Origin of the sequence: Capillibacterium thermochitinicola (assembly GCF_013664685.1) — a bacterium.
GTDB lineage: Bacteria > Bacillota > UBA4882 > UBA10575 > UBA10575 > Capillibacterium > Capillibacterium thermochitinicola.
On the sequence record NZ_JAAKDE010000008.1, the window covers coordinates 55,126 to 69,190 of the forward strand.

A 14,065-nucleotide genomic window follows, 5' to 3' on the forward strand; every position below is an offset into this window, starting at 1 on the left:
ATGCAAAAAAACTTGGTTATTCTGGGTGCCACGGGGTCGATTGGGCAGCAAACCCTGGACGTGGTGACCCGGGTTCTGGCCGCCGACTTTCGGGTTTATGGCCTTTCCGCCCACAACCGGGGGGATCGCTTGGCGGAACTGATCAGGAAACATTCTCCCCGCAAAGCGGTGGTGACCAACAGCGAGCAGTACGAGGAAGTTTTGGCCGCAACGGCCGGTTGGGAAGGGGAGCTTTTGTCCGGCCCCGACGGCCTGCTTGAATTGGTGACCGACCCGGCGGTGGATGTAGTCGTCTCCGCGGTGGTAGGGGCCGCCGGCATCCAACCGACGCTTGCCGCCCTGCAAGCCGGGAAAAAAGTAGCCCTCGCGAATAAGGAAAGCCTGGTCGCGGCCGGGGAATTGATTATGGCCGCGCTCAAGGGGGAAAGTTCGGCGGAGCTGATTCCGGTGGACAGTGAACATAGCGCCATCTTCCAATGCCTTCAAGCCGTCACGGAAACGGATCTAAAACAAGTGCACCTCACCGCTTCAGGGGGGCCCTTTGCCCGCTGGACAGTGGAAGAAATGAAGACCGTTACTCCTGAAGCGGCCCTGGCCCATCCCACTTGGCGGATGGGCGGGAAGATCACCATCGATTCGGCCACGTTGATGAATAAGGGATTGGAAGTGATCGAAGCCCACTGGTTATTCGGTCTGCCCTATGACCGGATTAAAGTGGTCATCCATCCGCAAAGCATTATCCACTCGCTGATCGAGTTGGTCGACGGGAGTCTCCTTGCCCAACTGGGACCGGCTGATATGCGGTTGCCGATCCAATATGCTTTGACCTATCCGGAGCGGAAAGCGAACCCCTTTTCCCGGCTTGATCTGTATCAGCTTTCCGATCTCCAGTTCTATCCCCCCGACTTTAAACGGTTTCCCTGTCTGGAGCTGGCCTACGCCGCCGGCAAAGCGGGGGGTGTCTTGCCGACGGTCTTAAACGCCGCCAATGAGGAAGCGGTCTACGCGTTTCTGGGGAGACGGATTGGTTTTTTGGCCATTCCCCGCCTGATCGAGCGCGCGATGAACGCCTATGAGCGGGGGAGTAGCCAAAGCCTTGATCTGGATACCATATTGGCAGTGGATGCTTGGACCCGCCGGTTAACCAGGCAGTTTATAGCCAGGGAATCAGGCTAGGACGGTTGCCGGCGTGGGCGACTATTGATAAAGGGGGCAAATTGGTTTGTCGTGGACGACAATACCGGTTTTTATCCTTCTTTTCGGGTTTATCGTCCTGATTCACGAAGGAGGCCACTTTTTTTGTGCCCGTTTGTTCGGGGTCACGGTTCATGAGTTTGCCATTGGCATGGGACCAGCCGTCTTCCGCACCAAACGAAAAGGGGTTGTCTATTCTTTACGCCTGATCCCCTTCGGGGGTTATGTCAAAGTGGCGGGGATGGAGATTGTCCTGGAAGGGAAAGCGGCTAAACCACAGCCCGGCGAACGCCTCTTCAGGGACCTTTCCTATGGAAAGAAGATCTTGATGATGCTCAGCGGCCCCTTGAGCAATATCCTTTGCGCCCTTTTGACCTTTATTTTCATTGCGGCGGTCTTAGGCTTGCCCACCCAGCTCCAAAGTGAGCGGGCCGTTATCGGTTTTGTGGAGCCGAATTCGCCGGCTTACGAAGCCGGGCTGGCGGCCGGGGATGAGATTGTTGCCATCAACGGGCAACCGGTTACGAAGTGGACGCAGCTGGCCGGTTTGATCCACCGGGCCGCCAACCAAAGGTTAAGGATCGAGTTTGTAAGAGGAGGACAGCATTTTGTCCGGGAGCTTATGCCTATCTACGATGCCACCTTGGAGGTGGCCCGGATCGGCATTTACCCGGCTTATGCCGTAGAAAAACTTCCCTGGCCTGCCGCCGTCCGGTACGGGGTGACCATCACTGCTCAGCAGCTGGTGGCGATTCCGGTCAGTATCCTTAGGATGCTGGCCGGTCAGATGCGGCCGCAGTTTATTGGGCCGATCGGGATGGCGGGGATGATCGACCAGGCTTTAAAGTCCGGTTTATACCTGTTCTTCACCATGGTGGCCAGTTTCAATCTTTTTCTCGGGATCTTCAATTTGTTGCCGATTCCTTTACCCTTGCTGGACGGCGGTTGGATTGTCATCTTTCTGCTGGAGGGGTTAAGAGGAAGGGAGTTTAAAGCGGAACATAAAATCGTGGCACAAGTCATCGGATTGGTCTTGATTATGGCCTTTTATCTTACGGTGGTTGGTGCCGACCTCAACAGTATGCTCCGGCGTTTGCTGCCGAAGGGTTAAAGGAGGTTTTGACCGTGGCCGGAAAACGAAAAAGTCCGTGGCTGGACCCGAACAAAGAAGGCCGGGCGAAGGGCAGGCGCGGAAAACGGTATTGTGCCCGTTGCGGGAATACCGTTCAGCAAACCAGGATTTTAAAAGCGTATAATCTTTGTGAATTCTGTGTCCAAGAGATGATCAGGAAAAAAGAACGGAACTGGGTCTGCCTTGGTTGCGGCCGGTTTGCCCCCACCGAAGTGAAAGCGGGAATGGGCTACTGCCGCAACTGCCTTTGCCCGGCTTGTGGCCGGCCCGACCCGGTAGCGATCCCCAAATTGGGACTGTGCCGGGCCTGTGCCGAAACTGCCGGAGTTTTCTGTCTGCGGTGTGGGAAGGAAGCGCCGGCTCAAGTCCGGAAGAACCAAGGTTTTTGCGACCTTTGCGCCCAACGGAGACCAACGCCGGACAAGCTTTAGGCAGCTATTTTAATCTTTGACAAACATGGCAGAAATGGGGAAATCATGATGGAAAGAAAGCAGACCCGGCCGGTCCGGGTTGGGAACCTGGTAATCGGTGGCGGGGCACCAATTGTGGTCCAGTCGATGACCAACACCGACACGCGGGCGGTGGCGGCTACCCTTGGGCAGATCGAGGCGTTGGCCGCGGCCGGTTGCGAATTGATCCGTGTTGCCGTTCCGGACCAGGAAGCCGCGGCCAAGCTCAAGGAGATCGTCCGGTACTCAAAACTCCCCGTGGTCGCCGATATCCATTTCGATTACCGCCTGGCGTTGGCGGCGATCGACGCCGGGGTGGCCAAGATTCGCCTGAACCCGGGGAATATTGGCGGGGCCGACCGGGTAAGGACCGTGGTCCGGGCCGCCAAAGCCAATGGCGTGGCCTTGCGGATCGGGGCTAACGCCGGTTCGCTGCACCGGGATTATTTGACGCGCTATAAAGGGGATGTGATCCAGGCGATGCTGGCGAGTGTGGAGGACCAATTGGCCCTGGTTACGGCGGACGGCTTTGATCAGATTGTAGTCTCGTTGAAATCATCGGATGTGGTGGAGACCATTGAGGTTAATAAGGCCTTTGCCAAGCGGTGGGATTTTCCCCTCCATTTAGGCATCACCGAAGCGGGCATCAGGTGGCGGGGCACGATCAAGTCCGCGGTCGGGCTGGGGATCTTGCTGCAACAGGGGATCGGCGATACAATCCGGGTGTCGCTGACCGGGGATCCGCGGCATGAAGTGACCGCGGCTTATGAGATCCTAAAAGCTCTCCATTTACGGGAACACGGTCCGGTGGTCGTGGCCTGTCCGACCTGCGGACGCTGTCAGATCGGCTTGGAAGAATTGGTTGAGGGCGTAGAGGAACTGGTTCAGGATCTGCCTTACCCGTTGCATTTGGCGGTGATGGGGTGTGTGGTGAACGGCCCCGGCGAAGCCGCCCGGGCGGATCTCGGGATCGCCGGTGGAAAAGAAGCAGGATTGATCTTCCGGAACGGCGAAATCCTTCGCAAGGAGAAACAACCCCGGCTACTTCCGGCCTTTGCCGAGGAGCTGGCCCGGTTGATCCGGGAAAAATATGGTGTTAATCTAAAGTTTAATCAGGCCGATTTCCGGCTGGAGGAACTAGAGGAAGAAGAAGGAGGTAAATCATGAGATACAGCCAGTACTATATTCCAACCCTGCGGGAGGTCCCTTCCGAAGCGGAACTGGACAGTCACAAGTTGATGCTGCGGGCCGGGATGATCCGGAAAGCTGCGGCGGGGATCTACAGCTTTTTACCCTTGGCCCAACGGGTACTGAAAAAGATCATCCGCATTGTTGAGGAAGAGATGGACCGGGCGGGCGGGATGCAAGTTTTGCTCCCGATTGTTCAGCCGGCTGAGATTTGGCACCAGACGGGCCGGTGGGACGTCTATGGTGATGAGATGTTCCGTTTGCAAGACCGCCACGGACGGGATTTCTGCCTGGGACCCACCCATGAAGAGATGATCACCACTCTGCTCAAGAACGAGGTCCGTTCCTACCGCGACCTGCCCTTGCGTATTTACCAGATTCAGAACAAATACCGGGACGAGATCCGGCCGCGTTTCGGAGTGATGCGGGCCCGGGAGTTTATCATGAAAGACCTCTATTCTTTCGACCGGGATGAGGAAGGGTTAAACCGGAGCTACGAGGCGATGTATGAGGCCTACACAAGGATCTTTACCCGCTGCGGTCTAAAGTTCCGGGCGGTGGAAGCCGATTCGGGGGCCATTGGCGGTGAGGTGAGCCATGAATTTATGGTGCTGGCTCCGGCGGGCGAAGCAGTGATCCTTTACTGTGAAGGCTGCAATTATGCGGCGAATGATGAAAAAGCCACGGCCGCTTTGCCGGAAACGGCGGCCGAACCGCTGCTGGCGGTTGAAAAGGTGGCCACGCCCAACCAGGCGACGGTGGCGGAAGTGACGGCCTTCCTCAAGGTGGCTCCCGAAAAACTAATCAAAACCCTCTTTTATAAAACCGAGTCCGAGTTCATTGCGGTTCTCGTCCGGGGTGATGATGATCTTAACGAAATTAAACTGGGGAATTTGTTGAATCAGCCTTATTGGTTGGCCGCACCGGAAGAGATCGCCGAAAAACTTGGATTACCGGTCGGCTACGTCGGACCGGTCGGCCTTAAGGAAAAAGGGGTTAAAGTCTTCGCCGACCTCAGAATTCAGACGATGAAGAACGCAATTTGTGGTGCGAACGAGCAAGACTTTCATCTCCGCCATGTTAACCTGGAGCGGGATTTTACCGTGGATACCTTCGCCGATCTCCGACTGGCGAAAGCGGGTGACGCTTGCGTCCATTGCGGGCAGCCGCTTCAGGAGACCAGAGGGGTGGAAGTCGGACACATCTTTAAACTGGGGACCAAGTACAGCAGTGCGTTAAACGCGACCTTCCGCGATGAGGATGGCGTGGAAAAACCCTTTATCATGGGCTGTTATGGGATCGGGATCAGCCGCATTATGGCCGCGGCGATTGAGCAGAATAACGATGAAAACGGGATCAAGTGGCCGCTGCCGATTGCTCCCTTCCAGGTGATTATTTTGGCCCTGGGCGAGGAACAGAAAGCCGCGGCGGAACAGATCTACCGGGAACTTACCGCCGCCGGTGTGGAAGTACTTTATGACGATCGTGACGAGCGGCCGGGGGTTAAGTTTAAGGATGCGGATTTGATCGGCATTCCCCTGCGCCTGACGGTTGGACCGAAGAGTTTGGCCCAGGGCGAAGTGGAAGTGAAGGTCCGGATGACGGGAGAAGATTTCCGTTGGCCTTTGGCGGAGATCACGGCACGGGTATTAGCCTATATCAAAGAGCATGATCCGGTCGGTGCTTAGCGTCCGAAACTTAATCCAGTTATTATCAGGAAAGCCGGGGTGATTAGGTTGGAGGTTGCTGCCGTTATTCCCGCCTATAACGAGGCGAAAAATATCGGCCGGGTCTTGGCGCCGCTCCGGGGCTGTTCCGAATTATCTCAGGTGATCGTGGTGAGCGACGGGTCAACGGACCAAACTGCCGCGGTGGCCAGAAAGATGGGGGCCCAGGTGATTGAATTACCAAAGAACAAAGGAAAAGGGGCGGCGGTGATGGCGGGAGTCGCGGCGACCACGGCCGAAGTTATCCTCCTCCTCGACGCCGACCTGATCGGGTTAACCGCCCAGCATGTGAAAACCCTGCTTGAGCCCATCTTTACCCAGGAAGCGATGATGACGATCGGTTGTTTTAGCGGAGGACGGCTGGCCACCGATCTTTCACAACATATGGCACCAAAACTTAACGGGCAGCGGGCGATCCGGCGGGAGTTGTTGGTCGCCCATCCCGAGTTGGCCCAGAGCGGATACGGATTTGAAGTGGTTATGAACCGTTTGGCCCAGGTTAACCGGTATAAAGTGGTCTGGGTTGATCTTCCGCACCTGAGCCAGGTGCTCAAGGAGGAGAAGCTGGGACTGGCGCGGGGGGTTGCCGCGCGGATGCGGATGTACTGGCAGATTCTCCGTGCTTTGGTCACGGTTAAACTGCAATGATGCAGTAATAAAGAAGCTTTTGGTAATTTGCTTTGCAACAAAAACCGGCGGAGGTCATGATGGCAAAAGAGTATCGGATTGTACCGAAGGCAAAGACTTTAGCGGAGCTAAGGGGGATTGATCAGATCTCCCTTTTCTTTCCTGAAACGCAGAGTTTGGCGGAGACCGAGATTGAACAGATCATTGTCGACTGTGAAACGCGAGAGGTCGTTTTACGCCTAAAGGCGAACGGCGGTTGGAATCAGGAGATCCAAGAGCGTTTGGCGGCGCAGTTTTCCGGATTACTCAATGCCAAGTGCAAAGTGGAGCTGCTCCCGGCGGCCGCCAACGCCCAGCCCGCCTCTGCGCCAACGGTCACAGAGGAAACCCTGAGCGCAGTGTTGAAAGAGCGTTTTCCATCGGTATTTGCCTGGCTCGCTTCACCGCCCCTGTCATTGGACCGGACCACCAACCGTCTTACCCTCCGGGTCAATTCGTCTTTAGCGGTGGATTACATCCGGGCGCGGGAAAAACAACTGCTGGCCTGCTTACCGCCGCTTGATGGTAAGGGTTTCAAGCTCAATTATGAAATTGAAGAAGAACCTTTGGAACCGCCCGCCCCGCCCGAATATTTTTACGAACCGAGCATCCCGGTCGTGGAAACGAAGACCGTGCCGGAGGCGCCACAGACCAATGCGGTGCTCTTGGGGCGGAAGATTAAAGAAGAGCCGGTCCCAATTAACACCGTGACCGCCGAGATGGAAACGGTTGTGATTGAAGGGGAAGTTTTAAAGACGGAAGTCCGGACCATGAAATCCGGCCGTAACTTGCTTCTTTTTGACCTGACCGATTATTCCGATTCCATCTCGGTCAAGGCCTTTGTCCCACCCAAACAGGAAACTGCGCCCGCAATCGAGAAAGGGATGTGGTTACGGGTTAAAGGTGATTTGCAATATGATGAGTATGCCAAAGAAACTGTTTTGATGGCCAACAGTATCCAGCAGGTGCCGAGTCCCAAAATAACGGATGATGCCGCCGAGAAACGGATTGAGTTGCACTTGCACACAAAGATGTCGGCGATGGACAGTATCGTCGAACTGGAGAAGGCGATCAAGATGGCCGCCGACTGGGGCCATGAAGCCCTGGCCATTACCGACCACGGGGTGGTTTATGCTTTTCCCGAGGCGGCCCGTTTGGGCAAGAAATATGGGATCAAGATTATCTATGGCATAGAAGGCTACCTGGTCAATGACCAGGAACCGATCGTCACCAGTGCTCCCGCCTGCGCTTTTCATGAGCGGCCAATCGTGGTGGTTGATATCGAAACCACCGGTTTCAATCCGGAATGGAACGAGCTTTTGGAGATCGGGGCGGTTAAGATTGTCAACGGGGTGGTGACCGAGACCTTTACCCGACTGGTCCGCCCGACCCGGCCGGTTCCCTATAAAATTGAGCAGTTGACCGGGATAACCGAGGAGATGGTGAAAGACGCCCCGCCGCCCGGGGAAGTATTGACCGAGTTCATGACCTTTGTGGGGGATGCGGTTTTTGTTGCCCACAACGCCCAATTTGACTACAGTTTTCTCCGGGCAAAGCTCAAAAAACATTTACAAGTAGAGTTTAACCCGCCCGTCGCCGATACGCTGGCGCTCAGCCGGGCGCTCTGGCCGCACCTGAAGAGCCACCGTCTGGATATGTTGGCGAAAGAACTTGGCATTATTCAGGAGCAACACCACCGGGCGGGGGATGATGCCCTCACCGCTTGGCAGATCCTCGAGAAAGCGCTGGCCCTTTGTAAGGAACAATCCTTGACGCGCTGGGTGGATCTGAACACTTTGACGTACGAGCAAAAGGTGGAGAATTTACACCCCTATCATATTGTTCTTTTGGCCCAAAACCAAACGGGGTTGCGTAATTTATACCGGTTGGTTTCGGCATCCCATGTGGAACATTTCCACCGCCACCCCCGGATTCCCCGTTCCCTTTTAAACAGGTACCGGGAAGGGCTCATTGTGGGTTCGGCCTGTGAAGCCGGGGAGCTTTTTACCGCTTTGCTCAACGGGGTCGATGAGAGTAAGGTGCGGGAAATTGCCGCCTTCTATGACTATTTGGAGATTCAGCCTTTGGCGAACAATGAATTCTTAGTCCGCGAGGGACGGCTCAGCCGCGAGCAATTGATGGCCTTGAATGAGAAGATTTGCCGGTTGGGAGCAGAATTGAACAAACCGGTGGTCGCCACCGGTGATGTACACTTCCTCCGTCCCCAGGACGCCATCTTCCGCCGCATTTTACTTGCCGGGCAGGGGTACGAGGATGCCGACCAGCAGCCCCCCTTATACTTGCGGACGACCGAAGAAATGCTGGCCGAATTTGCGTATTTAGGTGAAGAACTGGCCCGCCAGGTGGTGATTGAAGCGCCGAAACAAGTTGCGGCGTGGATCGGCGAGGTCAAACCGATTCCCGATCAATTCTACCCCCCGCATATTCCCGGGGCGGACGAGGAGATCCGTACCATGGCTTACCGCCGCGCGGAGGAGCTATACGGTTCGCCTCTCCCGTCGGTGGTGGTGGATCGTCTTGAGTTGGAACTGAAAAGTATCATCGGCCACGGATACGCCGTCCTGTATCTGATCGCGGCCAAACTGGTGAAAAAGTCGTTGGACGACGGTTATCTGGTGGGCTCCCGGGGTTCGGTCGGGTCGTCCTTTGTGGCCACCATGTGCGGGATTACGGAAGTTAATCCCCTGCCGGCCCACTACCGTTGCGCCGAGTGTTATTATACCGAATTTATGGCGACCGGCGCCATCGGCTCGGGTTTTGACCTTCCGGATAAAGTTTGCCCGCGGTGTGGCGCGGTGCTGCTCAAGGATGGTCAGGATATTCCGTTTGCGACCTTTATGGGATTTGAAGGGGATAAAGAGCCCGATATTGACCTTAATTTCTCCGGTGAATACCAGCCGGTGGTTCTCCGGTTTACGGAGGAGTTGTTCGGCAAAGGCAATGTCTTCCGGGCGGGAACGATCACCGGGTTGGCCGAGAAGACGGCGTTCGGCTTTGTCCGTGGTTATATCGAAGAGAAAGGACTGAAATTAAGGCAGGCCGAGATTGACCGTTTGGTCCAAGGGTGTACGGGGGTGCGGCGTTCCAGCGGGCAACATCCGGGCGGGATGATCGTTGTTCCGGAAGGGCAAGAGATTTATGACTTTACCCCTGTTCAGTATCCGGCCAACGACCGTTCGGCCGAATGGATCACCACCCATTTTGACTACCACGGGGCTTTGGAGGGACGCCTCGTCAAACTGGATATTCTCGGCCATGATGATCCGACCGTCATCCGGATGCTCCAGGATTTGACCGGGGTCGATCCGAAGAAGGTGCCTTTGGATGACCCGGAAACACTGAAACTTTTCTCCTCGGCGGCACCCTTGGGGGTTACCCCGGAAGATCTCGGGTTTGACCTGGGCACCCTGGGGATTCCCGAGTTTGGTACGGAGTTTGCCCGGCAGATGTTGGAAGAGACCAAACCGCAGACCTTTGCCGAGCTGGTCTATATCTCCGGTCTCTCCCATGGTACCAACGTGTGGTTGGGGAATGCCCAGGAATTGATCAAAAACAAGCAAGCCACTTTGTTGGAGGTTATTTCCACCCGGGATAAGATTATGACCGATCTAATCTACCGGGGCTTGCCACCGAAGGCCGCCTTTACGATTATGGAAAAAGTACGGAAAGGGCGCGGTTTGGATGCGGAAGATATCCAGTTGATGAAGGAGTATGATGTCCCCCAGTGGTATATTGACTCTTGTTTAAAGATCCGGTACCTTTTCCCAAAGGCCCATGCCGTCGCCTATGTGATGATGGGGTTCCGCATCGCTTATTTTAAAGTCCACTACCCGGAGGCCTTTTATGCGACTTTTTTCACCATCCGCAGCAATGATTTTGATGCCGAGTTGGTCCTGGGCGGGCCGGAGCAGTTGAAAGCAAAGATGAAAGAATTGAAGGCCAAAGGGAACGAGATGACCGCCAAAGAGAAGGGACTGTATGCCACCTTGGAAGTGGCGCACGAGGCAATGCTCCGGGGCATCCGCTTTCTCCCGGTTGATCTGTACCGATCCGATGCGACCCGTTTTTTAATCACACCCCGAGGCTTGTTGATGCCGCTGACGACGATTCAGGGTTTGGGCGAGGCGGCGGCGCGCACTTTGGTGGAAGCCCGCGCCGAGGGCGAATTCTATTCGGTGGAGGATCTCAAAACACGGGCCCGGTTGTCCTCGGCCGTGATCGAAGTGTTGTCGCGCCAAGGGTGTCTGAAGGGGTTGCCCGCCACGAACCAGTTGACCCTTTTTTAGGGCGTTGGATGCGGCGCGCAATTCCATGTCGCTTGACTTGCTTGCAACCCACGCTTCGCTAAGAATACAATGCCAACAAATTTAAGGCAGCGGAGAACACCATTTAACCTTGGGGAAATAAAGGTTGGTAGAGGCAACATAAGGTGGAACGTTCAAAAGGAATTGTTTAATGCCATAATTTGTGGTTTAATTAAAGGAACAATTGGTGGAGGATGCAGCTTGTTTTATTATGTGCTTTTTGTCATAATAGTCGGTGTGGATCAACTGACCAAGGGGCTGGTGCAACGCGCGTTGGCTCTGCACCAAACCGTAACGGTTATTCCCGGGGTCCTTTCCTTTACCCGGATCAATAACCCGGGGGCCGCATTCGGGATCTTGTCGCACCGCACCTTTTTCTTGACGCTGATGCCGCTGGTCCTTTTTTTCCTCGTCTTTCTGTTGCGGCGGGAGATTGCGCAGTACCCTTCTCCTTTCCGGTTGGGCCTGGCTTTATGTTTGGGTGGGGCGGCGGGCAATTTAATCGACCGGCTCGGTAATGGCGGTCAGGTCATTGACTTTGTTGATCTCGATTTTTGGCCGCTGGATAATTTCCCCCTTTTCAACCTGGCCGACACGGCGATCTTTATTGGTGCTTTAATTATCTTTTTTAGTGTCATGCACCTTCAAGACGAAAGATGAGGGGTATTTTTGAGTTAGTGGGAGGATGGCAAAATGTTTCCTGTCTTGTTCTCTTTCGGCCGGTTTAACATTTATTCTTATGGCTTCATGGTGGCCCTCACTTTACTCTGTGGTCTTTTGTGGGTCGGGGCGAAGGCACAAAAAAGAGGAATCGCCACTTTTGACCAGATCACCGATTTGGCGTTTTATGTGATCATTGGTGGTTTAATCTTTGCCAAACTGGTGAATGTGCTTTATGAATTTCGGACCTATCTATACAATCCGGCGGCGATCTTTTCCGGTTTTACCGGTTCCTTTTTCGGGGCGGTCATCGGTGGCGTGCTGGTCGGGGTTTGGTATACGAAACGGGCGCAGATTGCCACCTGGCGGCTGGCCGATCTGATCGCGCTCTATATCCCGTTAGGCCATAGTCTGGGGCGTATCGGTTGTTTGCTCAGTGGCTGTTGCTATGGGGTTGCGTCCAATCTGCCGTGGGCTTTACCATGTGCCGCTGATGATCCGACCTTGCGGCACCCGACCCAGCTTTACGAAATCCTGGCCAATGTGCTGATCTTTGCGGTGCTGGTTGTTTTTGACCGCCGCGTCCAGCAGGGCAGGGGCCGGTATTTTGACGGATTCATTTTTGGCCTTTACGTTGGTCTTTATTGTTTAGCCCGGACTGTGGTGGAAGTTTTTCGGGACAGCCAGATTCTGGCCTTCGGCTGGCTCCGGACCACGCAGGTCTTTTCCTTGGCCATTGGCCTGGTTGTCCTGTCTTACTTGTTCGGGCGACTAAAAAAACAGGCAGGGGATGAGCGTCGTGCCTCTTCTCCGCTTCACAATTAGTCCGGAGGAGGAAGGAATCCGGGTTGATACCTTTCTGGCTCAGGTCGAGCAGATTCCTTCGCGGGCTTTTGCGCAAAAGCTGCTGAAAAACGGGAAGGTTAAGCTGGAATCCTTACCGGTCAAGCCCAGTTACCGCCTGCAGCCGGGGGACGTGATCGAAGTAGAACTGGAGGAACCCAAGCCGCTGACGGTGGAGGCGGAAGATCTGCCGCTGATGATCCTCTACGAAGACGGGGATTTAATCGTGGTGAATAAACCCCGGGGCATGGTTGTCCACCCGGCAGCGGGTAATCCCCGGGGTACTCTGGTTAATGCCCTGCTTAAACACTGCCGGGATCTGTCCGGGATCGGGGGGGTGCTGCGCCCCGGCATTGTGCACCGCTTGGACAAGGATACGACCGGTGTGTTGGTGGTGGCGAAAAACGACTTTACCCATCTGGGTTTGGCTGCTCAGTTAAAGACCAGGCAAATGAGCCGGATTTACCTGGCATTAGTGCATGGTGCTTTGCCGGCGGTGGAGGGGGAGATCAACGCGCCGATTGGCCGCCATCCGGTGCACCGGAAAAAGATGGCGGTGGTGCCGCAGGGTAAGCCCGCCCACACTTCTTACCGGGTGTTGGCCGCCTTTGGCCCTTATACTTTGGTGCGGGTCCGGCTCCATACCGGACGAACCCACCAGATCCGGGTTCATTTTCACCATATCGGCCATCCGGTAGCGGGCGATCCGGTTTACGGGAAGGGGAAGGAACCCTTTGCCATCGGCGGTCAGGCGCTCCATGCGGCCGGAATTAGGTTCATTCATCCCCGGACCGGTCAGGAGATAAAGGTCGCGGCCCCCCTCCCGGCCGATCTGGAAGCCGCCATTCGTTATTGCTGTGCGCGTTGGGGCCCGAAAAAAAACGGGATCATACTTGACCCATTTTCAGATTAGTGGTATACTTCTTTTGAAAAATAGCATTAAGTAGAAGCCTCTGCTTCTCACCCAGCGGTTGTTAACCAGCTTGGGTTGTTGGTGACACGAAAGATAAACATCGGTGAGCAAAGGAAAACCTTGCGGCCGGTGGCACTGTCATTAAGCGAGTAGAGGTTACTCGCTTATATTTATGCTTTACTTATTCATTCATCAAAAACAGGAGGTGGCGGCCGATTAATAATGAGCTGCGCGTAAATGAGGCGATCCGGGTGAAAGAGGTAAGGGTGGTAAGCGCCGATGGGGAACAGCTGGGAATTCTCCCCATAAAAGAAGCTTTGCGGCTCGCCCGGGAGAAAGACTTGGATTTGGTGGAGGTGGCTCCTACCGCTAAACCGCCCGTCTGCAAAATCATGGATTACGGTAAGTACCGTTATGAGCAGAGCAGGCGGGAGAGGGAGGCCCGAAAGCGCCAGAAAGTAGTCGATATTAAGGAAATCAGGTTGACGCCAAAGATTGAAACGCATGATTTTCAAGTGAAGGTAAAACACGCGTTGAAGTTTTTGGAGAGTGGCGACAAAGTTAAGGTTTGCGTCAGATTCCGGGGCAGAGAGATTGTCCACGCCGACCTGGGGAAAAAACTCCTTTTGCAGCTTTACGAGGCCGTTCGCGAAAAGGCTACCTTGGAACGGGAGCCAAAGGTGGAAGGAAGAAACATGATCATGGTTCTTGCCGCCAAACAGGAATAATAAAAATATGGAATAATATGACAAGGAGAGAAGCACATGCCAAAGATGAAAACCCATCGTGGGGCAGCAAAACGGTTTAAGCTGACCGGGACGGGAAAGATCAAAAAGAACAAAGCATTTCACAGTCATATCTTGGAAAAGAAATCGCCCGACCGCAAACGCAATTTGCGGAAAGCCGGCTTAGTATCGGCGGCTGATGCCAAACGGGTCAAACGGATGTTAGGATTACAATAATTAACG

12 protein-coding genes are annotated in these 14,065 nt (G+C 54.8%); all 12 read left to right on the top strand.

Annotation, left to right across the window (positions count from 1 at the left end; translation table 11 throughout):
* The gene (locus tag G5B42_RS04425; RefSeq protein WP_181339245.1) at window positions 1-1,176 is read left to right on the top strand and encodes a 1-deoxy-D-xylulose-5-phosphate reductoisomerase; all 1,176 of its coding nucleotides are present in this window, start codon (window positions 1-3) and stop codon (window positions 1,174-1,176) included.
* Window positions 1,177-1,222: 46 nt separating this feature from the next.
* A complete protein-coding gene (locus G5B42_RS04430) occupies window positions 1,223-2,305 on the top strand; it encodes a M50 family metallopeptidase (protein WP_181339246.1) in 1,083 nt (360 codons plus the stop codon).
* A 14-nt stretch (window positions 2,306-2,319) separates the two neighbouring features.
* A complete protein-coding gene (locus G5B42_RS04435; protein WP_331274039.1) occupies window positions 2,320-2,757 on the top strand; it encodes a hypothetical protein in 438 nt (145 codons plus the stop codon).
* A gap of 48 nt (window positions 2,758-2,805) precedes the next feature.
* Complete coding sequence (ispG, locus tag G5B42_RS04440; RefSeq protein WP_331274040.1) at window positions 2,806-3,942, top strand: flavodoxin-dependent (E)-4-hydroxy-3-methylbut-2-enyl-diphosphate synthase; 1,137 nt, start codon at window positions 2,806-2,808, stop codon at window positions 3,940-3,942.
* Window positions 3,939-5,651, top strand: a complete 1,713-nt coding sequence (locus G5B42_RS04445) for a proline--tRNA ligase (protein ID WP_181339249.1) — start codon at window positions 3,939-3,941, stop codon at window positions 5,649-5,651. The genes ispG and G5B42_RS04445 overlap by 4 nt, the downstream gene beginning before the upstream one ends.
* A 39-nt stretch (window positions 5,652-5,690) precedes the next feature.
* On the top strand, window positions 5,691-6,338 hold the full coding sequence (locus tag G5B42_RS04450; protein WP_331274041.1) for a glycosyltransferase family 2 protein: 648 nt from the start codon (window positions 5,691-5,693) through the stop codon (window positions 6,336-6,338).
* Between the two features lie 59 nt (window positions 6,339-6,397).
* Entirely contained in the window at window positions 6,398-10,663 is a 4,266-nt protein-coding gene (locus tag G5B42_RS04455) for a PolC-type DNA polymerase III (protein WP_181339250.1), read from the top strand.
* Window positions 10,664-10,882: 219 nt separating this feature from the next.
* Window positions 10,883-11,341, top strand: a complete 459-nt coding sequence (gene lspA, locus G5B42_RS04460) for a signal peptidase II (RefSeq protein WP_181339251.1) — start codon at window positions 10,883-10,885, stop codon at window positions 11,339-11,341.
* A 33-nt stretch (window positions 11,342-11,374) separates the two neighbouring features.
* Window positions 11,375-12,166 carry a prolipoprotein diacylglyceryl transferase gene (locus tag G5B42_RS04465; protein ID WP_181339252.1) on the top strand — a complete coding sequence of 264 codons (792 nt, stop codon included), beginning with the start codon at window positions 11,375-11,377 and terminating at the stop codon, window positions 12,164-12,166.
* Window positions 12,132-13,097 carry an RluA family pseudouridine synthase gene (locus G5B42_RS04470; protein WP_181339253.1) on the top strand — a complete coding sequence of 322 codons (966 nt, stop codon included), beginning with the start codon at window positions 12,132-12,134 and terminating at the stop codon, window positions 13,095-13,097. The genes G5B42_RS04465 and G5B42_RS04470 overlap by 35 nt, the downstream gene beginning before the upstream one ends.
* Window positions 13,098-13,324: 227 nt before the next feature.
* Window positions 13,325-13,825 carry a translation initiation factor IF-3 gene (gene infC / locus G5B42_RS04475; protein WP_181339305.1) on the top strand — a complete coding sequence of 167 codons (501 nt, stop codon included), beginning with the start codon at window positions 13,325-13,327 and terminating at the stop codon, window positions 13,823-13,825.
* Between the two features lie 36 nt (window positions 13,826-13,861).
* Window positions 13,862-14,059, top strand: coding sequence for a 50S ribosomal protein L35 (rpmI, locus tag G5B42_RS04480; protein WP_181339254.1), 198 nt, complete (start codon window positions 13,862-13,864; stop codon window positions 14,057-14,059).
* The last annotated feature ends 6 nt before the right edge of the window (window positions 14,060-14,065 follow it).

Coding starts and splice junctions, on each gene's coding strand:
- G5B42_RS04425 (WP_181339245.1), top strand. CDS start 1: ATGCAAAAAAACTTGGTTATTCTGGGTGCCACGGGGTCGATTGGGCAG.
- ispG (WP_331274040.1), top strand. CDS start 2,806: ATGGAAAGAAAGCAGACCCGGCCGGTCCGGGTTGGGAACCTGGTAATC.
- G5B42_RS04445 (WP_181339249.1), top strand. CDS start 3,939: ATGAGATACAGCCAGTACTATATTCCAACCCTGCGGGAGGTCCCTTCC.
- G5B42_RS04455 (WP_181339250.1), top strand. CDS start 6,398: ATGGCAAAAGAGTATCGGATTGTACCGAAGGCAAAGACTTTAGCGGAG.
- G5B42_RS04465 (WP_181339252.1), top strand. CDS start 11,375: ATGTTTCCTGTCTTGTTCTCTTTCGGCCGGTTTAACATTTATTCTTAT.
- G5B42_RS04470 (WP_181339253.1), top strand. CDS start 12,132: ATGAGCGTCGTGCCTCTTCTCCGCTTCACAATTAGTCCGGAGGAGGAA.
- rpmI (WP_181339254.1), top strand. CDS start 13,862: ATGCCAAAGATGAAAACCCATCGTGGGGCAGCAAAACGGTTTAAGCTG.